Genomic DNA, 21,881 nt, shown 5'->3' with positions numbered 1-21,881 from the left:
CAAATATATGGTTTTTTTTGAGTTAACTGAATCCAAAATTAGGATATTTATCATATCCTTAATTTATATCTTTATCAGAAGGCTCGAAATCCCTATTTATTCTTAAAAATCAGGGCAATTTAAATCTAGGAATTATCTTATTATAGGAATAAATTGTTTTTATAATTTTAGAATTGATAAATTTGCCAACCTTCTATGGATGTAATACCACATATTCAAACTATACCTGAAAATCAAAGGACAATTTTGACCTTAGGGATGTTCGATGGTGTGCACAAAGGCCATCAGAAAATCATTCGCTATCTGAATGAAATTACCAAGGATACAAATGCCAAATCTTGTTTGCTTACTTTTTGGCCACATCCTAGATTGGTTTTACATCAAGATTATGATTTAAAACTCCTAACGCTACACGAAGAGAAAATTCGTTTACTAGAGAAATTTGACCTCGACTTATTATATGTTCAACCATTTGATCATGATTTCTCTCGAATGTCTTCTATCGAATTTGTGAGAGATTTTTTAGTAGGACAATTAAATGTTCATACCTTAATAATAGGTTATGATCATCGTTTTGGTAGAAATAGAGAAGGTAGTTTTGAACTTTTAGAGGAATTATCAGAATTATACCAGTTTAGTGTAGTTCAGCTAGAAGCCATTATTGAAGGTGATAGACCTATCAGTTCTACCAAAATTAGAAACGCCTTATTAGAGGGTAACTTAAACTACGCTAACGAAGCTTTGGGTTATCAATATAGTATAACCGGTAAAGTAATTCATGGGGATGGAATCGGGAAAACATTAGGCTTTCCAACTATCAACTTAGAAGTAGATAAGCTAAAATTACTACCTAAAGATGGTGTTTACGGAGTCCAACTAGAAATTGAAAATAAGAATTACTTTGGTCTTATGAATATTGGATTCAGGCCAACTATTGACAATGTTCAGCATAGGGTAGAAGTATTTATTTTAGACTTCGACGGTGATTTGTATGAAGAGGAAATCCGTGTTGAGCTAATCACAAGAATTCGTGATGAGAGAAAATTCGAAAGTAAAGATCATCTTGTCGCACAAATTCAAAAGGATGAAGCCGAATTTAGAGCTTTCATTAAATCCTTATAATTCACACTTACTTCCACTTGTGTTCGATATGCTCAAAAGCAAGCAACTTCTTTTAATTAGAATCTAAATAAATAGCTTTTAAGAGCTTGATTTTCTAATTGAATTATTTTTTAATTTTATTAAAATTTATAGTTTTGTTTGTAATAGTTTAACATATTAGAATTTTTTAAGATGGCGGATATGGATAATAATGAAAAGAATTCACATGAAGAGATTTTCTCGAAATCTCTAAGAGCAGGAAGAAGGACTTATTTCTTTGATGTTAGAGAAACTCGCGCCGGCGATTACTACTTAACCATTACAGAAAGTAAAAAGAATTCTAATGAGGATGGAACTTTCTACTTCAAAAAACACAAAATATATTTGTATAAAGAAGATTTCCAGAGTTTTAAAGAGCACTTAGAAGAAGCTACAGATTTTATTACAAGAGAAAAAGGAGAAGAAGTTATCTCCGAAAGACATCAACCAGATTATAATGAAAAAGTTGATGCCAATGAGGATCAAGATGATTCAAGAGATGGTTTGAATAAGTTTACTGATATCAGCTTTGAAGATATTTAAACTGAATTTTAATCTTAACTAAAATTCAACTTTAAACCGTCATAGCCTAAATGCATATGAGGTGGTAATTCTTTTTCCACTTCTTCATAAAAACCCATTTCATAACTAATATGTGTGAAATAGGTTTTTTTTGCTTTTATCCTTTTAGCATAATCGATTGACTCATCCAAAATGAGATGAGAATGATGGCTATATTCCTTTCTTAGCGCATCAATTATCAGAATGTCTAAGCCTTCTAATAATTTCATGGTTTCGTCTGGAATCTCGCTTATATCGGTTAAGTATGCCATATTCCCAATACGATAACCATAAATATCTAAGTTGCCGTGTTTAACGGGTAATGGAGTAATTTCGACACCATTAATATTAAACTTATCATCGGTAATAGGTCTTAATTCAATAGATGGAGTCCCAGGATATTTTACAGCCGAAAAAACATATGGAAATCTATATTTAATGTCGTTTAAAACACGAGGCATACCATATATTGGCATGTCTTTTTTCATTTTAAAATTAAGCGGACGCACATCATCTAAACCAATAATGTGATCATTATGTTCATGCGAAATTAAAATTGCATCAACATCGCTCAAGTTTTCTCGTAACATTTGTTGTCTAAAATCAGGGCCGCAATCTATCAAAATATGCATGCCTTTATATATCACCATAGCCGAAGCTCGTAACCTTTTGTCCCTCGGGTCGTTAGAGAGACAAACGGGATCTGTGCAGCCGATTACGGGAACGCCTTGTGAAGTTCCTGTTCCTAAAAATATAAACTGATTCGAATTATCCGACATAATTTTGGTAAATTTACCCAATATAATTCATTCTAGAAAAGCTATGTCTCAAATTCTTAGAGAGCTAACTCCAAAGCAAAAAGCCCTGAAAATTAATTTAGACCGCAACATCTATGGTACCTTTGCGGAAATTGGTGCTGGACAAGAAACTGTTAGGTTCTTTTATCGTGCAGGTGGAGCATCTGGTACGCTTGCAAAAGCAATGTCTGCTTATGATAAAGATTTTAGTGATGCTATTTATGGTAAAGAGTACGATGGGAGATATGTAACAGAGGATCGTCTAAACAAAATGTTAGACCATGAGATTGGTCTTATGGAAGAACGTTTAGATAAAGAACAACATGCTGGTAAAAGCTTCTTTAGTTATGCTAATACAGTGACAACCATCGACTATGCTAAAAAGTATAAAGGTCATGGATGGGTTGGGCTTAGATTCCAAGCGGCTCCAAACGAGGGTTATAATAATATAGTTCTTCATGTTAGATTTAAAGAAAACTCGGCGCAATTACAACAAGAAACTTTAGGTGTTTTAGGGGTAAATTTAATTTATGGAGCTTATCATCACACCGACAATCCAAGAGAATTAGTCGTTTCCTTGTATGATACTTTAGATAAAGATCAGTTGGAGATTGATATGATCAACTTTTCTGGTCCTAGATTCCGTTATGTAGACAATCGCTTGATGAGTTTACACTTGTTGAGAAATGAAATGACGGAAGCGGTAATGTTTGGGCCTGATGGATATAATATTTTGCCAGCAGATTTACTATATAAAAAGAATATTTTCGCGATGCGCGGAAGTTTCAGACCGGTAACCAATGTTAATATCGATATGTTACATAGCGGTTTGGATATGTTTAGAAAAGATCATCCTCAAATTACAGATGAGAATTTACAAGTCTTATTTGAGATTACATTGACCAACCTTAGACAAGAAGGTGAAATTGATGAAAGAGACTTTTTAAACAGAGCTGATATTTTATGTAAATTAGGTTATAATGTATTGATTTCTAATTATCAAGAATATTATAAGCTTGTGGATTATTTCTCTGAATACACGAGAAATAGAACCCAAATTGGACTTGCTATGGGTGTCAATAATTTATTAGCTGTATTTAAAGAAGAATATTATTCTGATTTGAGTGGAGGAATTATGGAGGCCTTCGGTAAATTATTCAAACGTAACGTAAAAGTATATTTATATCCTTATCAAGATAAGGAAGAAGGAGTATTGTTAACTGCTCAAAATCTGAAGGTTAGTGATAATCTTAAGGATTTATATAAATTCTTTAAACTAAATGATAAGATTCAAGATATAGAAGATTATAATCCAGAAAATTTAAAGATTCATTCAAGAAAGATTCTTAAACAAATTAATAATTGTGAAACAGGATGGGAAGGAAGCTTGCCAGGAGATGTTGCAGCGATTATTAAAGATAAAGGAATGTTCGGTTACGATGAAGAAAAATGTAAATTTATTCTTTAATCATACCTATTTTTATAAACAAACAAAGCGGGAATTTCATTTCGAAGTTCCCGCTTTTCTTTATCTAATATTTTAAATTTTAAGATGTCTTTTCAACTAACATCATTTCACAAGCTTTTTTGCTAAAGGTGTAGGTTCTATCATTATATTCAACCAACATACTATTATCAAATGATTCAACAGATTTGATATGAAGTTTAGTTTGTAAAGCTAGATTTCTATCATTTAAAAAGGTTAAAAAATCATCAGTTGAATTCTCAACAGCTCTAAAAATAACAATGTCTCCCGCTTTGCAATCCGAAAGTTTGCTGTAATTTAATTCAATTGTATTTCCATGTTTATCAGGTATAGGCGAGCCATGTGGATCTACCTTTGGATAGTTGAGCATTTTATCCATTTTATCAAAAAACATAGGTGATTCTATGTGTTCAATTTGCTCTGCTACTTCGTGTACATCTGCCCAGCCAAAGTCCATCACATCCACTAAAAACATTTCGGTTAAACGATGTTTTCTAACGATTAAGGCCGCCTCCTTAGCTCCTTCTTCAGAAAGTCTAATAGGTTTATAGCTTTCATAAATCACCCAATTTTTCTTAGCAAATCGCTTCATCATGGCCGTTACAGTGGGCATCGTAATATCCAATTCTTTGCTTAATTCATTCACAGAAACATCTGGGCTTTTCTGGGAAAGCATAAACAAGGCTTTTAGATAGTTTTCTTCTGTCAGGGATTTCATGTGGTAAAGATAATTAATGTGTCTCGTTTTTGAAGAATGAAACCAAATATAGACCTCTAACTTAACTCAAAAATATCTTTATGATTTCTTAAAAGAACCAAATCAAATCATAAAGTTCTATTCATACATATTAAATTAATGTAAATTTGTGGGTTAATTCACGAAAATGCAGTTTGATTTTAAGTCTATAGATAGAATTGATTCTATTGATAAGCAGGGGTTTATAGAAAATTATTATAAACCTCAAAAGCCAGTTGTTATTAAGAACATAACAAAAGATTGGCCTGCTTATGCTAAGTGGAATCTAGACTACATCAAAGAAATTGCGGGTGAAAGAATTGTTCCTTTATATAATAGCGAACCTGTAAAAGCAGAAGATGGTTTCAATGAGCCAAAAGCCAAAATGAGTTTAGTTGACTATGTCGATTTATTGAAATCAGAACCTACCGATTTGCGTATTTTCCTGTATAATTTAATGAAGGAAGTTCCGCAACTTCAGCAAGATTATAAATATCCAGAATTAGGATTGAAAATAATGAAAGGCTTGCCAATGTTATTTTTTGGAGGAGCTGGTAGTAATGTGTTTATGCATTATGACATTGATTTGGCTAATATTTTTCATTTTCACTTTCACGGCGAAAAGGAATGTATTTTGGTTCCGCCGAGTCAATCAAAATTCATGTATAAAATTCCACATTCTGTAATTTGTCGCGAGGACATAGATTTCGATCATCCAGATTTTGAGAAATTTCCAGCATTAAAGAATCTTAAGCCTTATAAAACTACACTTTCTCATGGCGAAATGCTCTATATGCCAGAAGCGTATTGGCATTATATGAAATACATAACGCCAGGTTTTTCTATGAGTTTAAGGTCAATCGCCAAGAGACCTAATCATTTAGCCGAAGCTTTATATAATGTTATACTCATGCGACATTATGATAGTGTGATGCGAAAGTTAAAAGGAAATGATTGGATAGAATATAAAAATCAAGAAGCGATTCGTCGCACTCACAAATCCTTGAATATTCATTAAATAAATCCTAAAAAAAAAGGGGATTTTGTCATTAAAACTAATAAAGCCGTAACTTTGCAACTTGAATTTAAAAGCGGTGAAAGGTAAAAAAGTAGTCATAGGACTTTCGGGAGGTGTAGATAGTAGTGTATCCGCATATTTATTGCAGCAGCAAGGTTATGATGTGATCGGACTATTCATGAGAAATTGGAATGATTCATCAGTGATCTTAGATGATGAATGTCCATGGATTGAGGATAGTGCAGATGCTTTGTTGGTAGCAGAAAAACTAGGAATTCCATTTCAGGTAATTGATTTAAGCGAGATTTATAAAGAACGAATCGTTGATTATATGTTCAACGAATATCAGATTGGTAGAACTCCAAACCCTGATGTTTTGTGTAATCGTGAAATCAAGTTCGATATTTTCTTAAAAACAGCCTTAGAACTTGGGGCTGATTATGTAGCTACAGGACATTATTGCCAAAAAGGAATTATTGAAAAAGATGGTAAAGAAATTTATCAACTTTTGGCTGGGCACGATAAAAATAAAGATCAGTCTTATTTCTTGTGTCAATTAAGTCAAGAGCAACTTTCAAAAGCTTTGTTCCCAATTGGGCATTTAGATAAATCTGAAGTGAGAAAAATTGCCAAAGAGCAAGAATTAGTTACAGCAGATAAAAAAGATTCACAAGGTTTATGCTTTATCGGAAAAGTGAGTTTACCTGACTTTCTACAACAGCAATTAAAACCGAAAGATGGTGTTATCATAGAAATTAAAAAAGATTTCTATCAAGGTTTACCACAAAAAACTGAGTTCGAAACTGAAAAAGAAAGATTAGCTTTCCTTGCTAAGGATTATACTTATGATGCGAATGACGGCAAAATCGTTGGAAAACATAATGGAGCTCATTTCTTTACGGTTGGACAAAGAAAAGGTTTAGGCGTTGGCGGTATGGTAGAACCATTATTTGTGATTTCTACTGACGTTGAAAAGAATATAATCTACGCAGGTCAAGGCGCAGATCATCCAGGCTTGTTCAAGAAAGCGTTATTTGTATCTAATGCAGAATTGCATTGGGTGAGAGAAGATTTGGCATTAAAACCAGGTGAAACCAAAGAGTATATGGCGAGAATTCGTTATCGTCAGCCTTTGAGAAAAGCAACTTTACATCAATTCGATAATGGATTGTATGTGGAGTTCGACGAAGCGCCAAGTGCCATCACTTCGGGGCAATTTGTTGCTTGGTATGATGGAGAAGAATTGATTGGATCAGGTGTGATTCAGTAATGAAAAATAGATTTAAAATTGAAAAGCCGACGTCAGAAAACGTCGGCTTTTCATTTCTAAAAACAAAAATTCTATAACTGGAAACTAGCTTTCCATACTGGCGTGGCACTAATGGTGAAAGTTGTTAAAGAACTATCACCAGCTTTAATATCTCTTAATACTAAATATAAATCATCCGCCTTAAAATAATCGATTAGATCCTCATTAGAAACCACCTCAAAATTAATTCTATCTGCTGCGGTGTTGCCTCTAACTTCAGCAACTTTAATTTCTTCCAAATCTGGTCCGTTAGCTTTTACATAGATGTCCATGTCCTCAATAGCTGTTAAATCTCCAACAAAAGAACTATCATCTAATTCTACATAAAAGTCAACTAACTCAGCCGATGCTACATTGTTCAAGCCTAAACCTGGCACTGCATCACCAATGGCTTCATCAAAATCAACATTAAGTCTAATGTTGATAGGGCCAGGCAAAGTTGTTCCATCTATAGTCGCAAAAGGAATTTCGATGTTGTTAATCTTTGTCGGGATATCAATCGGAGATTGAACCGCAGGATTTCCTTCATCATCAGTAGTACATCTTACTAACAAACTAAACATAATCGCAAATAAGGTCAATAATTTAAAATTTCTCATAGGTATATAATTTTTTGTATAAAAAGATTCAAACTATATACCATCAGGTTTTCTATAAATATGATAAATTTCATTTACTGCTTAGAGTTAAGCATTCATGCACAGTAAATTATCTCGGAACAGTTGTTGAGATCTTTAGGTTAAATATATTATTATGAATAAGGATAAGAACGTTAACCCAGAACAAAGAAAAGTAAACAAAAGCCTAGAAGAAAAGGCAATCAACGAGAAAGCTACCGATGGAAAACAAGTGAATCCACAGGTAGAGCAAAGAAAAGAAAAACACCAGCCACGTGATAATGCTTAATATTTAATTTACACAACACTTCTTAGAATTGTGTTTAAAATACAAAGCATTTCGTTAAATTTGGGCTAAAATTAGAAAACTATGATTAAACCTTTCGATAAATCGCATTGGCACGGTCGTGTGGATGTAGAAGATGGAATGCTTGGAAAAAGATGGCATCAACTTGTCAAGGAATTCCCTAAAGAGCATCAAGCTTATTTAGAAAAATCCGTTGTCTTTTTAGGATTTGCTTCAGACGAAGGTGTTAGAAGAAATAAAGGTAGAGTAGGAGCAGCCAAGGCGCCAGATGCCATTAGAAAAATGCTATCTATTTTGCCGCAGCAAGATTCAGATGTTAACGCTTTATACGATTACGGAAACGTGGTATGTGTAGGTAATAATTTAGAAGAAGCACGCGATGAGCAAGTGCAAATTCTTAAAAATTTAATCGCTAAAAAAACCTATCCACTAGTTTTAGGAGGAGGTCATGAAGTGGCATATGGTAACTTTTTGGCGCTTAGTGATAAATACAAAAAGATAGGAATCATTAACATTGATGCGCATTTTGATTTGCGTTTACCGCATCCAGATACCAATTCAGGGACAGGTTTTTACGAGATGTCTCAATTCTGTGAAAAGAATAATAGAGAGTTCAATTATATGTGTCTAGGAGTTCAGAAAACGGCTAATACAAAAGCAATTTTCGAAAGAGCAGAGAAACTAGGTGCACATTATGTTTTAGCAGATCAAATTCACGAAGATAGACGTGCATGGTCGATTGCTATCGATGCTTTCTTAGAGAAAGTAGATGCTATATATCTGAGCTTGGACATGGATGTGTTCGATGCAGCCTATGCACCTGGTGTTAGTGCTCCAGCGGCTAATGGACTAAATGCTTTCCAAGTGAAAGGAATTCTAAAACATATTCTTGGGTCAAATAAGGTGAGGTTAATGGATGTTGCCGAGTATAACCCAGAATACGATATCGACAATAGAACGGCCCGTTTGGCGGCACATATGGTGTCAGAAATGGTGCATAATTTATAATATAATTAGGGCAATTGCGGGCTATCCGCAGTAGTCCTCGCAAAATCACTTACAAAAAAGTAGGCACAAAAGGAGTTTGTCCTAAGGGACTCCACTCTTTTGTGCCTCTTTTTGTTTGCGTGCTTTAGCTGTGGGCTACTTGCTACTATCCCTATTGCGCTTCGCATCTACAACTGTTTGATATAAATTCAGAATTTAAAACTCAAAACAGCATTCGATACAAATCCCCAACGGTTCCTAGCATTTCTACCCGAATCTGAAAATTAGAAGTTTTAACTTTGTTATGTTTTGAAATAAAAATTACATCATAACCCAATTTTTCGGCTTCTATAATTCGTTTTTCTATTCTATTCACCGGACGAACTTCTCCGCTCAAACCTATTTCTCCGGCAAAGCAACAATTATCGGGTAAAGGCTCATTTTCATAAGATGATAAAATAGCGCATAAAACCGCCAAATCAATCGCTGGATCATCTACCCGAATTCCACCCGTAATGTTCAAGAAAACGTCTTTAGATCCAAGCTGAAAACCAGCTCGTTTCTCCAAAACAGCGAGTAGCATATTTAATCTCTTAATGTCAAATCCTGTGGTAGAACGCTGAGGTGTTCCATATACCGCTGTGCTCACCAATGCTTGAATCTCAATCAACATGGGACGAATTCCTTCTAAAGTAGCTGCAATCGCATTTCCACTGAGAGGAGTGTCTTTTGGGGAAATCAATACTTCAGAGGGATTTGAAACTTCTCTCAATCCAGAACCCTGCATTTCATAAATACCCAATTCCGCGGTGGATCCAAATCTGTTTTTTTGCGATCGTAGCAATCTATATAAATGATTTCTTTCGCCTTCGAATTGCAGCACAACATCTACCATGTGTTCCAAGATTTTAGGTCCTGCAATCGAACCTTCTTTGGTGATGTGTCCTACCAAAATAACTGGAACATTTGTTGTTTTTGCAAATTTTATTAGTTCAGAAGTGCATTCTCTAATTTGAGAAACACTGCCTGGCGAAGATTCTACATATTCAGATTGTAGCGTTTGAATAGAATCAATAATCAAAATCTGAGGTTGTATGCTTTTGGCTTGTTTAAAAATCTTTTGTGTTTGAGTTTCGGTTAAGATATAGCAATCTTCTGTTTCGATACCAATTCTCTCTGCGCGTAATTTAATTTGAGAAGCACTTTCCTCACCAGAAACATATAAAACCTTTAAATGTTTAAGGCTTAAAGCAACTTGTAATAATAGGGTTGATTTTCCGATTCCTGGTTCTCCACCCAATAAAATTACAGAACCTAAAACAATTCCACCTCCCAAAACACGATCTAGCTCATCATTATGCGTAATGATTCTCGTTTCACTAGTTTCGGGAATATCCTTAATATTAAACAAAACAGGTTTTTTGGTATTGTCTTCTTGCCATGGAGTTTTCTTTGCATTCTTCTCCACAACTTCTTCTACAATAGTATTCCACTCTCCACATTGTGAGCACTTTCCCATCCATGTAGCATGTTGTGCACCACAATTCTGACAATAATAAATAGTCTTTGACTTCGCCATTTAGCAAAGATATGAGTTTTAGGAAAAGAGTAAGGAGAAATAATTTGCGCTGATTATTTGTGATGAACAATGTGTTTCGAAATAATTGTTCATAACTTTATTTGTTTTATCTAAAAATAAATTTGTTTTTAGATTTTAGATTTTTGTTTTTCATATTAATTTAAACTATTATGAAAAAGTATTTTTTAGGCTTATTAGCCACAGTTTTATTATTAAATGTTGGATATAGTCAAATTAAAGTAGAAGACTATTTTAATCGTGGTGATTTACACAACAAAGCTTTAGATTATGTTCTATCCAACCTTGACGAATCTAAGTTTTCAAAAAATGTTGATGAAAATGTAGATTATGTAAATAGATTACTAATTGAATTTTACGCAGAATATAATTTAGATATTTCAAACTCAGAAAAGTATAAGTACTTTATGGTGAAGGATAATTTCTATAATTATTTAAACGAAGGTGCTTATGCTTATAAAGATTTAAGTAATAAAGCGTTTAAGTCAATAAGTTCATTAAATGAAAGTGCTGGATTGAAAGATAATGAACCGACTTATTCTACATTACTATCTAATTCCTTAAGAAATGAATTAATTGATGAATATGAACTTTCAACGCTTAATAAAATCAAAGAGCTTATAGATAATAACATAGATGGGCTGAATACAGCATCAGAAATTTTAAAAGAATTAAACAGTTATAAAGACGAATTTAACTCAAAAAAATATGCTAAAAATGAAAATGCTGGTCATGTTTTGGCAATAACACTAGCTATATCCATAAAATCTATGGAATGGTGGGTGAAAAATGAAAATTCAGTTACTTATATATTACCTGAACCTAATTTTATTTTAGCCAGTAATGGTCCGAATGGAGATGTTATATTAAAAGAAAACAGTTTGCTAATAGCACCATGGGTAGGTTTAGATATAGCAGGCGCAGTGATAAGTGGTGGTATTGCGGCATCTGGTCAATACGTGTTGACAGGAAGTGTAGATTGGGGTATGGTAGGTTGGGCTGCAGTAGGCGGTGCTGTTTCTGGTTCAACAGGTGCGGTGGGTAGACTTGCAAAATTAATAACAAGGTAATATGAGTAAAATTGAAATTACAATATTAATTGTGTCAATTATAATTGGTGGTCTTGTTGCTCCATTTATAGTTTCTTTATTTAAAAAAAATCAAAAATGATTTAATAAAGATCTTATACTTGATTAAGACATTCTGTACATATCTATAATTTTTAATCCTCAAATATTTATAAAAAAAAATCGTACAAATCTTTAACTGTTAAATTTTCATATTGAAAACTTACTTTTACATTTGTACAATCATAACAATTATCGTGTTCCATTCTTTACATTGGGAACATTTTCCCATCCAAGTAGCGTGTTGTGCACCACAATTCTGACAATAATAAATAGTCTTTGACTTCGCCATTTCACAAAGATATGAGTTTTAGGAAAAGGAGAAATAATTTGCGCTGACTATTTGTGATGAATAATACGCTTTGCATTAATTGTTCATAACTTTATTTGTTCTATCGAAAAAAAATTTGGTTTTAGATTTTTGTTTCCTTAAACAATTAAAAAATTTTATTATGTCAAAAAGTATTACCAGAAGTTTCTTTTCTTTATTCTTTATTATTACCTTTAGTTTTAGTTTAGCTGGAAATGATTCATCTTCAAATGAAAGTAAATTTATTGGAACGGAAACAACCTATGGACCTTGTATGCAAGTATCTCCTGGTGTTTATCAACAAGCAGAATTTCAACAATTTTATTTTTTATGGGTACCAATTGGATCCAGCGAGCCAACAGGTAATTGGATAGGATGTTAAACTTGTTTTTAAATAGCAATAGGAGAACATTTATGTTCTCCTTTTTTACAATTTTATTTTCATTAAATGGTGTAGCTCAGATAAATGACACAATTGTTTTAGATAGTGTTTTCATTTCTAATGTCGAAAAAGCGAGCATAGATGCCCAGAAGAAAAATGGTAATGCAATTGGCTTTAGCCATCAAAGTGAATATGCTTTAAGCTTAAAAAATAATGAAGCTTCTGACTTATATATTACTGAAATAAGTTTATTTTTCCGTAAAATGAATTGGGATAAAGCTAATATCGTCTTTCAGTTGTGGGATGGCGAATATGGAATGCCCAAAAATAGGATAGATGAAGATTTAAAGAAGATACCTTTATCAGTTTTCAAAAGAGGTGAAAATCGAATAGAATTTGATGATAAAATTTTAATTCCCGCTCATTCCGAAGTGTTTATTGCAATTTACATTGATGATGCAATACCGCAGGGTAAGGTTAAATTTTCCTGTTTAGACACAGAAGATATATTAATTATGCGACCAAAACTTCCTGATGCCTTTTGGAAAAAATTGGCATATCCTCCTATCATGTTTTCGGCGAAAGGAGTCTATATTCAATAGTCTTTGACTTTGCCATTTAGCAATGATATGAGTTTTTGATAGTACCTATTTAAAGAAAATATTGAATAATAATAAGTATAATTTAAGTCCAATTTCAATAATTTTTAGGATTTAAAATGTAAATTCTCATGAGAATGGCTATTTTTGTAGGAAATCTTAAAATTTTAAACATTCATGAATCTTCACGAATATCAAGGCAAAGAATTGTTGAGTAAATATGGCGTTAAAATTCAGCGCGGAATAGTTGCAACAACACCAGAAGAAGCTGTGGAAGCAGCTAAAAAATTAACCGAAGAAACCGAAACAGGCTGGCATGTGATCAAAGCACAAGTTCATGCTGGAGGACGCGGAAAAGGAGGCGGCGTTAAGTTGGCAAAGAATTTAGATCAAGTTAAGGAAATTGCTAATGACATTATTGGAATGCAGTTGGTGACGCCACAAACTTCTGCTGAAGGTAAAAAAGTTCATCAGGTATTAGTTGCAGAGGATGTTTATTATCCAGGTGATAGCGAGCCAGAAGAGTTTTACGTATCTGTATTACTAAACCGTGCGAACGGAACTAATATGATTATGTACTCTCCAGAAGGTGGAATGGATATCGAAGAGGTAGCTGAATCTATGCCAGATAAGATTTTCACTGAGGAGATTGATCCTGCTGTTGGATTACAAGGATTCCAAGCAAGAAGAGTTGCTTTCAACTTAGGATTAAGCGGACAAGCATTCAAAGAAATGGTGAAATTTGTTCACTCATTATATAACGCTTACGTAGGTGCAGATGCTTCTATGTTCGAAATTAACCCAGTTTTAAAAACTTCTGACAACCAAATTATGGCGGTTGACAGTAAAGTTACTTTAGACGACAACGCAATGTACCGTCACAAAGATTTAGCTGAGTTAAGAGACAAAAGAGAAGAAGACCCAACAGAGGTAGAAGCTGGTGAAGCTGGATTAAACTTCGTTAAACTAGACGGAAACGTTGGTTGTATGGTAAACGGAGCTGGTCTTGCAATGGCAACTATGGATATGATTAAGCAAGCTGGTGGTAGTCCTGCCAACTTCTTAGACGTTGGTGGTACTGCAGATGCTGAGCGTGTTGAGAAAGCTTTCAGAATTATCTTAAAAGATGATAATGTTGATGCTATCTTAGTAAACATCTTCGGTGGTATTGTGCGTTGTGATAGAGTAGCACAAGGTATTATCGATGCTTATAAAAACATGGGAGATGCTATCAAAGTTCCAATTATCGTAAGATTACAAGGAACTAACGCAGTAGAAGCTAAAGAAATGATTGACGGATCTGGATTAAAAGTTCACTCTGCAATTACATTAGAAGAAGCAGCAACTAAAGTAAAAGAAGTATTGTCTTAATTTAAAGGCAAACTAAGAATATAAAAAATCACCTCGCGAGAGGTGATTTTTTTTGTTTTATGAATTTTTCTATTTCACAATTTTTTCCCTAGTGGGATAGAAAAATTAAGGAATTGTACTATGTACACTTTGTTATAGCAATCTGCTGTATATCAATAATATTGTTAAAGTGTATTATATACATTTATTTCATTGTTATTTGTTTTTAAATTGTTAAATTTGATACATAATGATAAAAAATAAATGTTAAAATTATAACATATGAGCATGAGCAATATTTTTATGAAATATGCCTTGGCTGTTTGTTTATTGGTAGGTTCTATCACATTTGTGCAAGCACAGATGGTTATTGAGGGAACGATTACAGATGCCAATGATTTTCCAGCGACAAGTGCATTGGTTCGAGCCGGAGATGTTGAAGTTGAATCAGATTTCAATGGTTATTACGAGCTAGAGGTAACTGCATTAGATGCAGTAGATGGTAGTATTCAGCTTTCAATACTGGGTATAGATGGTAGCGAGGCTAATGATTCTTTTGCTTACCAAGAAGGTGCTAGAATTACTAAAGACTATAAACTTGGAGCAATTGAACTTGGTTCAGTTGTCGCTATTGGATATGGTGCTATTAAGAAAAGTGACTTAACAGGTTCGGTGGATTTACTAACCGAAGAAGATTTTAATAAAGGTCCTGTGGTTTCTGCACAACAAATGATTCAAGGTAAATCAGCTGGTGTAAATATTACTTCCGGAGGTGGAGCTCCAGGTGAAGGTCAGAGTATCAGAATTCGTGGTATTGGTTCTTTATCTTTAAACTCTGAGCCTTTAATCGTTATCGATGGTGTGCCAATTAGCGAAAATGGAGTAGGAGGTTCAAGAAACATTTTGAACTCTATCAACCCAAATGATATCGCTAGTATTTCTGTTTTAAAAGATGCATCTGCAACAGCCATCTACGGTTCTCGTGGTGGTAATGGTGTTATCATTATTGAAACTAAAAAAGGAAAAACAGGAGCGCTTAAGTATCAGTTATCTTCACAAGTATCCTTCTCAGAAGTGATTGATTACGTAGATGTATTTACAGGTGATCAGGTTAGAGATTGGGTTAACCAATATGGAAATGCAAGTCAAATTGCTCAATTAGGTTCAGAAAACACGGATTGGCAAAAAGAAATTTTCCAAAATGCATTTGGTTGGACCAACGACTTTAGCGTTATGGGTGGAGCATACGGTGTTCCGTTTAGAGCGTCTATGGGATATGCAACAAACGAGGGTATCTTAAAAACTGATCAAATGGATCGTTATACAGGTGCTTTGAGTTTGTCTCCAAAATTATTCAATGATGCATTAAAAATTGAATTAAACACAAAAGCTTCTTATATCGAGAATCAATTTGCGGATAAAGGAGCGATTGGACAAGCGATTAGCTTTGATCCAACAAAACCTATTTACAATGCTGATGGTTCTTTCTGGAACTGGAATCGCGAAGGAACAAATACTTTATTGAGTGATGTGGTAAACGTGAACCCGTTATCGATGTTAGAGTACAGAGATGATACTTCAGAAGTTAGAAGATTGATTTCTAATGCTAAGTTTGATTATGCTTTGCCTTGGGTAGATGGTTTATCAGCTGTTTTAAATGTTGGATATGATGTTACAAACTCTCACGGTAGAGTTAAGAGATCAGAAATGCACCCTTCTGCTACAGTAGGTTGGGCTGGAGATTTCAGTAAGTATTCAAATGCTAGAATCAACAAGTTGTTAGATTACTATATGGTTTATGACAAAGATTTTGCTGAGAATAGTAACTTCTCTTTAACTGGTGGATATTCATATCAAGATTTCTATAACAGAAACACTAATTACTATATCCGTTATTCAGATGGTAATGAGAATCCAGAGAAAACTACTCCTTGGAGATCTAATTTACAATCATTCTTTGGGCGTGCAAGTGTTAACTTAAGCGATAAATACTTATTAACTGCAACCCTGAGAGCGGATGCTTCATCTAAATTAAATCCAGATGATAGATGGGGTTATTTCCCTTCAGTAGCAGCTGCTTGGAACTTGCATAAAGAAGATGCTTTTAATGGAATTCCTTGGTTGAATACTTTAAAATTAAGAGCTGGTTATGGTAAAGTTGGTAACGTAAATGGTTTAGGAGATTATAAATTCTTATTGAACTACTCTGGAAACACTCAAGGTGCTTATTATCATTTTGGTGATGCCTTTATTCCAACCGTTAGACCGAACGTTTATAACGACAACTTAAGATGGGAGATTAGTAATACAACCAATATCGCAATCGACTATGGTTTATTCAATAATAGATTAAATGGTTATGTTGATTTCTATATTAGAAAATCTGAAGATTTAATTGCTGCAACTGTAATTGATGTATTCACCAACTTTGGTAACGTTATCGAATCTAACTTCGGTGACATGGAAAACAAAGGAGTTGAGTTTGCATTAAATTATGATGTAATTAAAGCAGAAGAATTTAACTGGAAAATCGGTTACAATGTTAACTTTAATGATAACAAGATTACTAAGTTAAATACACCAACCAACACTGGAGGAATCTCGGGTGGTACAGGTAACCAAATTCAAACACAACAAGAAGGTTATGGCGCTAATGCGTTCTATGTTTACCAACAGGTATACGACGAAAGCGGAAACCCAATAGATAATGCGGTAGTTGATAGAAACGGCGACGGACAAATCAACGATGACGATAGATATATTAGCAAGACTCCTTTTGCTGATGTAACGATGGGTATCAATACCAGCATGAGCTACAAAAACTTTGATTTCTCTTTAGCTTCTAGAGCAAGTTTAGGAAACTATGTTTACAATAACACTGTTTCGGCTAATGCATACACCGGAAGATTATTCGAAAATGGTATCATTAGAAACGTTGCAGGTGATTTAGCTAATTCTGGCTTCACAGCGATGACGGAAGAAGTTTTAATGAGTGACTATTATTTAGAAGATGCTTCTTTCTACAAAATTGATAATATTACTTTGGGCTATACATTGCCAGAAGGATTAATCAATAATGTTGATATGCGAGTTTTCGGATCAGTTAATAACGTAGCTATCTTCACAGATTACTCAGGATTAGATCCAGAAGTTTTTGGTGGAATTGATAATAATTTTTATCCAAGACCAAGAGTTTGGAGTTTTGGTGTAAATGTTAACTTTTAAAATTTAAGAAAATGAAATTAAATTATATAAAAACATATTTAGCAGTAGTTATCCTTTCATTTGGTATGACTTCGTGCTTAGACGATTTAGATCAAACACCATTAGATCCAGATTCATCAACTGAGTTAGACGTATTTGCGAACGAACAGGAAGCTAAAGGAGCTTTAGCAAAATTATATGCAGCTTTAGCCTTAACAGGTCAAGAAGGTCCAGCGGGTAATCCAGATATTGGAGGGATTGATGAGGGAACTTCTCAATTTACACGTATGCACTACACGCATCAGGTTTTAACAACAGATGAGGCGGTAGTTGGTTGGGGAGACCCAGGTTTACCAGATTTCCATGCCATGAGCTGGGGAGCAGGAAATGATTTCGTAACTGGACTTTGGTTTAGATTAGCGCAGGAAGTTTCTTTTACGAATTCATTCATTGACAAAGCTGGTCAATTAGATTCTCAAGAGGTAACACACTTTATTGCCGAAGCAAGATTCTTAAGAGCTTATGCTTATTCAGTTTTATTAGATGTTTATGGTGATGTGCCTATCGTAACACAAGTTTCAGCTGAATTACCAACTCAAAGTTCAAGAGTTGAGGTTTTCAACTTTGTTGAATCTGAATTGCTAGATTTAGTTGCAGGTCTTAAAGAGCCAGGAGCTAACGAATATGGTAGAGTAGACAAAGCAGCAGCATGGGCATTACTTTCTAGAATGTACTTAAACGCTGAGGTGTACACAGGAACTCCACGTTATAATGATGCAGTTACATATTCAGAAATGGTTATTAACTCATCTTACCAAATCAACATGAATGATGCGAACGGTAATGGAACTGCTTACGACGAATTATTCTTGGCAGATAATGATACCAATGGTGCTCAAAATGAGTTTATTTTTCCTGTTAGATTCGATGGGATTAACTCTAGAACCTATGGTGGAACAACTTTCTTAATTCACGGAGCAACAGGTGGTGATATGGACCCATCTGCTTTAGGAATTAACGGTGGTTGGGACGGAATGAGAACAACCAAAGCTTTGGTAGAGAAATTCCAAGCTTCTCAATACGATGCTGATGGTTATCCAATTGCATGGTCAGACAAAAGAGCGATGTTCTACACAACCGATCATTCATATGAAATCGGTGTTATTCCAAACGCATTCCAAGACGGATATGCTGTCGTTAAGTTTTCTAACTTAAAAAGTGATGGAACAAGAGGAAGTGATGACACATTCACGGATACAGATTTAGCATTAATCAGATTGTCTGAAGTTTATTTAAATTATGCCGAAGCTGTATTACGCGGAGGTGGAGGTGACACTGGTACTGCTGTAAACTTAATTAATGAATTAAGGACTAGAGCTTACGGTGATGCAAGTGGAAATATCAATACATCTAGCTTGACTTTAGACTTTATCTTAGACGAAAGAGCGAGAGAATTATATTGGGAAGGGTTCAGAAGAACTGACTTAATTCGATATGATTTGTTTACGACAGGTAATTATTTGTGGCCTTTCAAAGGAGGTGTGCCAACAGGTACTTCTGTTCCAAGTTATAGAAAATTATTCCCTATTCCTACAGATGCTATGGTAGCCAATCCAAATTATGTACAGAATCCTGGATATTAATAAATAATACATTTAAGAATGAAAAATATATTTAAATACATAATGCTATTAATCCCCATCTTATTCATTTGGTCCTGCCAAGATGATGACGATAAGGTAATAGCAAGCGCAACTTCTGCTCCGATTGTATTGGAGGCGGAAAGCAATGCGGTAAACTTAGATCCGAATTATAAGAACAACCCAGCTTTGACTTTAATATGGTCACATGCAAATTATAATGTTCAAGTAATTCCACAGTATGAAATTCTATTTTCTTTAAGCGAAGCTTTCGAAAACCCAAACAATGTTTTTAATACATCGAATAGAAATAAAACTTGGACGGTTGAAGAAATTAACGTCTTAGTACAAGAAATGGGAATGGCGCCTAACGAAGTGGGAACACTTTATGCCAAAGTTATTTCTAGCCTTGGTGATCAAGGACAATTGGCCATGGAATCTAATGTGGTTTCTTTTCAAATGACTCCTTATACTACCTATAGTTTTAATGACTATTATTTAGTAGGTAACGCAACAGCTGCTGGTTGGAATCCAAACAATAACAACCAAGCATTATTCAGAAACCCGAATAGTGAGAATGAATTTTCATTCACGGGATATTTCGATAGCGCTAGTGCTGGTGATATGAATGAAGGTAGATTTAAACTAATCGAAATTTTAGGTATGTGGCAACCACAATGGGGTGATGCTCGTAATGAAGGAGAAGATGCTTTCGCAACTTCTGGCGATGTAGCAGGTAACCCAGGAACTCAAGATGGAGACCCAGGTAGATTTGGTGTTCCAGCTTCTGGATACTATACTTTCGGAATCAACTTCAATACATTGACTTATACTATTACTCCTTTTGATGCTTCTAGCGCAACTATTTACGATAGAGTTGGAATCATTGGAGATGCAACAGTTACTGGTTGGGATGGAGATACGGCAATGATGAGAAATACTGAATTCGATCCACATAACTGGTTTTTACATAATGTTGAATTAGAGAATGGTGAAATTAAATTCCGTGCAAATAATGCTTGGGATGTAAGTTGGGGATCAACTACGTCTTATAGCGGTGTTGGTGAATTAGGTGGACCAAATATTCCAGTTACATCAGGAGTATATAATATCTGGTTTAATGATTTGACAGGAGAGTATCAATTAATTCCACAAGACTAAATAATATGAAAACAATATTTAAATTATTCATCGCATTAGCTATCCCACTTACATTTGTGGGGTGTTCTGATGACGATATAGATCCAATAATAGAAGCAAATGATTTAAGGTTGGTAGATCCAGGTATCACCAATGTTAACTTAAATATTAATACACCTGAAGCGAATGCAGTAATGCTTTCATGGGATGATTATTCAAACTTTTCAGGTGACTACACAGTTCAAATGTCAGATGATGCTGCTTTTGAAAATGTGATTGATTTAGGGACGACTGCCAATAACCACTTTGGAGTGAGCATGGCAGCCTTAAATGCTTATGTAAATCAACTAAACTTTACGCCTTATTTGGCTACTCCAGTTTATTTGAGAGTTACTAACGGTACATTAACTTCAAATGAGGTATCATTTACCGTTAAATCATATCCACAAGCAGGGCCAGTAATTATTACACCTGAAGGTGGGGCGGCAGTTACATTAGACCCAGAAACACCAGACGAGGAAGCATTAATGATATCTTGGGATGATTTCTCTTATGTAGGAACAGATGCAAGCGTTAATTATGTTGTACAAATGGCTTTGGCTGACACCAACTTTGGAAGTCCTGCTACTTTAAGCAACACAGGAAATACAAGTATTAGTGTTTCTCATTCAGATTTAAACTCTTATGCTACTGCATTGGGAATCGCTGAAAACACAACTGGTGAAGTGGATATTAGAATTATCTCTAACGTTAATGCTAATACAGGTGAGTCTTTAGAGTTTATGAGTGCACCTGTTCGAATTTCAATTACTACTCACGAATCTGGTATTAAGTTCTTCTATTTAGTAGGAGAGGCAGTTGCAGCTGGATGGGATCCAGGAAATAATAATCAACCATTATTTAATGATCCAAACAATCCATCAACAGCTTATTTTACTGGTAAATTTAATCCAGGTGGATTTAAGGTGATTGAAGAATTAGGATCTTGGCAACCACAATGGGGAACTAATGATGGTTCAAGCCTATCTATGAATGATGGTAGTGGAAACGATCCTGATGTATTCAATAGCCCTAGCGAGGGATACTATACATTTACTTTCCAAACAGATGGTAGTGGCGGAAGCTTTACGATGGAGCCTTTTGACGCTTCTTCAGCGGCAGAGTGGTCAACAATTGGTATTATTGGAGATGCAACAGCCAATGGTTGGGATAGCGATCAAGATATGACGCAATCAGCTTTCGATCCTCACCAATGGTATGTAAATGGAATCACTTTAGGTGATGGTGAGATTAAATTTAGAGCCAACGATGGTTGGGATAATAATTGGGGTGCAGTAGACTTCCCATTTGGACAAGGAACTGAAGGTGGTCCAAATATTCCGGTTTCTGCAGGAACTTATGATATTTGGTTTAATGACCTAACCGGTAGATATGTTATTATTGCTCAGTAATTTATCAAATTAAATTATATTTTAAAACCGTCTCAAATGAGGCGGTTTTTTTATTGGTAATTTAAGACTCAAGGTTTAATATTTTAAGTTTTCGAGTCATCTTTCACTGTTTTGGAGGTAGTT

20 protein-coding genes are annotated in these 21,881 nt (G+C 34.6%); 15 read left to right on the top strand and 5 right to left on the bottom strand.

What is annotated here, in order from left to right; genetic code table 11:
* Positions 1 to 195: 195 nt before the first annotated feature.
* The gene (locus tag NLM59_RS04165; RefSeq protein ID WP_304416482.1) at positions 196 to 1,122 is read left to right on the top strand and encodes a bifunctional riboflavin kinase/FAD synthetase; all 927 of its coding nucleotides are present in this window, start codon (positions 196 to 198) and stop codon (positions 1,120 to 1,122) included.
* A 180-nt stretch (positions 1,123 to 1,302) separates the two neighbouring features.
* Entirely contained in the window at positions 1,303 to 1,683 is a 381-nt protein-coding gene (locus NLM59_RS04160; protein WP_304416481.1) for a PUR family DNA/RNA-binding protein, read from the top strand.
* 14 nt (positions 1,684 to 1,697) lie between these two features.
* Here the strand turns inward: NLM59_RS04160 and NLM59_RS04155 are convergent, their stop codons facing one another.
* Positions 1,698 to 2,480: an MBL fold metallo-hydrolase gene (locus NLM59_RS04155; RefSeq protein ID WP_304416480.1), complete on the bottom strand. Its 783-nt coding sequence runs from the start codon at positions 2,478 to 2,480 to the stop codon at positions 1,698 to 1,700.
* A gap of 43 nt (positions 2,481 to 2,523) precedes the next feature.
* On the opposite strand from NLM59_RS04155, the gene NLM59_RS04150 reads away from it, so the two are divergent.
* A complete protein-coding gene (locus NLM59_RS04150; RefSeq protein ID WP_304416479.1) occupies positions 2,524 to 3,966 on the top strand; it encodes a TonB-dependent receptor in 1,443 nt (480 codons plus the stop codon).
* Positions 3,967 to 4,045: 79 nt separating this feature from the next.
* On the opposite strand, the gene NLM59_RS04145 is transcribed toward NLM59_RS04150, so the two are convergent.
* Entirely contained in the window at positions 4,046 to 4,702 is a 657-nt protein-coding gene (locus tag NLM59_RS04145) for a metal-dependent transcriptional regulator (RefSeq protein WP_304416478.1), read from the bottom strand.
* A gap of 166 nt (positions 4,703 to 4,868) precedes the next feature.
* Here NLM59_RS04145 and NLM59_RS04140 point away from each other — a divergent pair, with 166 nt between their 5' ends.
* Positions 4,869 to 5,738 (top strand): cupin-like domain-containing protein, encoded by an 870-nt coding sequence (locus NLM59_RS04140; protein WP_304416477.1) that lies wholly within the window; start codon positions 4,869 to 4,871, stop codon positions 5,736 to 5,738.
* 61 nt (positions 5,739 to 5,799) lie between these two features.
* Entirely contained in the window at positions 5,800 to 7,008 is a 1,209-nt protein-coding gene (gene mnmA / locus NLM59_RS04135) for a tRNA 2-thiouridine(34) synthase MnmA (RefSeq protein WP_304416476.1), read from the top strand.
* A gap of 71 nt (positions 7,009 to 7,079) precedes the next feature.
* On the opposite strand, the gene NLM59_RS04130 is transcribed toward mnmA, so the two are convergent.
* A complete protein-coding gene (locus tag NLM59_RS04130) occupies positions 7,080 to 7,646 on the bottom strand; it encodes a hypothetical protein (RefSeq protein ID WP_304416475.1) in 567 nt (188 codons plus the stop codon).
* Between the two features lie 154 nt (positions 7,647 to 7,800).
* On the opposite strand from NLM59_RS04130, the gene NLM59_RS04125 reads away from it, so the two are divergent.
* Both NLM59_RS04125 and hutG read left to right on the top strand, forming a co-directional pair.
* Complete coding sequence (locus NLM59_RS04125) at positions 7,801 to 7,953, top strand: hypothetical protein (RefSeq protein WP_304416474.1); 153 nt, start codon at positions 7,801 to 7,803, stop codon at positions 7,951 to 7,953.
* 81 nt (positions 7,954 to 8,034) lie between these two features.
* Complete coding sequence (hutG, locus tag NLM59_RS04120) at positions 8,035 to 8,979, top strand: formimidoylglutamase (protein ID WP_304416473.1); 945 nt, start codon at positions 8,035 to 8,037, stop codon at positions 8,977 to 8,979.
* Positions 8,980 to 9,181: 202 nt separating this feature from the next.
* Here the strand turns inward: hutG and radA are convergent, their stop codons facing one another.
* Complete coding sequence (gene radA, locus NLM59_RS04115; protein WP_304416472.1) at positions 9,182 to 10,537, bottom strand: DNA repair protein RadA; 1,356 nt, start codon at positions 10,535 to 10,537, stop codon at positions 9,182 to 9,184.
* A 170-nt stretch (positions 10,538 to 10,707) separates the two neighbouring features.
* Between radA and NLM59_RS04110 the strand changes: the two genes are divergently transcribed.
* Positions 10,708 to 11,625, top strand: a complete 918-nt coding sequence (locus NLM59_RS04110) for a hypothetical protein (protein ID WP_304416471.1) — start codon at positions 10,708 to 10,710, stop codon at positions 11,623 to 11,625.
* A 226-nt stretch (positions 11,626 to 11,851) separates the two neighbouring features.
* Here the strand turns inward: NLM59_RS04110 and NLM59_RS04105 are convergent, their stop codons facing one another.
* Positions 11,852 to 11,974: a hypothetical protein gene (locus NLM59_RS04105; protein WP_369426761.1), complete on the bottom strand. Its 123-nt coding sequence runs from the start codon at positions 11,972 to 11,974 to the stop codon at positions 11,852 to 11,854.
* Positions 11,975 to 12,134: 160 nt separating this feature from the next.
* Here NLM59_RS04105 and NLM59_RS04100 point away from each other — a divergent pair, with 160 nt between their 5' ends.
* The 7 genes from NLM59_RS04100 (at position 12,135) to NLM59_RS04070 (ending at position 21,758) form a co-directional block, all read left to right on the top strand.
* Positions 12,135 to 12,374, top strand: a complete 240-nt coding sequence (locus NLM59_RS04100; RefSeq protein ID WP_304416470.1) for a hypothetical protein — start codon at positions 12,135 to 12,137, stop codon at positions 12,372 to 12,374.
* The gene (locus NLM59_RS04095; protein WP_304416469.1) at positions 12,368 to 12,976 is read left to right on the top strand and encodes a hypothetical protein; all 609 of its coding nucleotides are present in this window, start codon (positions 12,368 to 12,370) and stop codon (positions 12,974 to 12,976) included. The genes NLM59_RS04100 and NLM59_RS04095 overlap by 7 nt, the downstream gene beginning before the upstream one ends.
* Before the next feature lie 174 nt (positions 12,977 to 13,150).
* Positions 13,151 to 14,344 carry an ADP-forming succinate--CoA ligase subunit beta gene (gene sucC, locus NLM59_RS04090; RefSeq protein WP_304416468.1) on the top strand — a complete coding sequence of 398 codons (1,194 nt, stop codon included), beginning with the start codon at positions 13,151 to 13,153 and terminating at the stop codon, positions 14,342 to 14,344.
* A gap of 267 nt (positions 14,345 to 14,611) precedes the next feature.
* The gene (locus tag NLM59_RS04085) at positions 14,612 to 17,548 is read left to right on the top strand and encodes a SusC/RagA family TonB-linked outer membrane protein (RefSeq protein WP_304416467.1); all 2,937 of its coding nucleotides are present in this window, start codon (positions 14,612 to 14,614) and stop codon (positions 17,546 to 17,548) included.
* A gap of 11 nt (positions 17,549 to 17,559) precedes the next feature.
* Positions 17,560 to 19,170, top strand: a complete 1,611-nt coding sequence (locus tag NLM59_RS04080) for a RagB/SusD family nutrient uptake outer membrane protein (protein ID WP_304416466.1) — start codon at positions 17,560 to 17,562, stop codon at positions 19,168 to 19,170.
* A gap of 18 nt (positions 19,171 to 19,188) precedes the next feature.
* Positions 19,189 to 20,328, top strand: coding sequence for a SusE domain-containing protein (locus NLM59_RS04075; RefSeq protein ID WP_304416465.1), 1,140 nt, complete (start codon positions 19,189 to 19,191; stop codon positions 20,326 to 20,328).
* Between the two features lie 5 nt (positions 20,329 to 20,333).
* Complete coding sequence (locus tag NLM59_RS04070) at positions 20,334 to 21,758, top strand: SusE domain-containing protein (RefSeq protein WP_304416464.1); 1,425 nt, start codon at positions 20,334 to 20,336, stop codon at positions 21,756 to 21,758.
* The last annotated feature ends 123 nt before the right edge of the window (positions 21,759 to 21,881 follow it).

It is taken from the genome of Profundicola chukchiensis, assembly GCF_029664245.1.
Taxonomy (GTDB): Bacteria; Bacteroidota; Bacteroidia; order Flavobacteriales; family Weeksellaceae; genus Profundicola; species Profundicola chukchiensis.
This window is presented reverse-complemented; position numbering and strand designations above follow the sequence as displayed.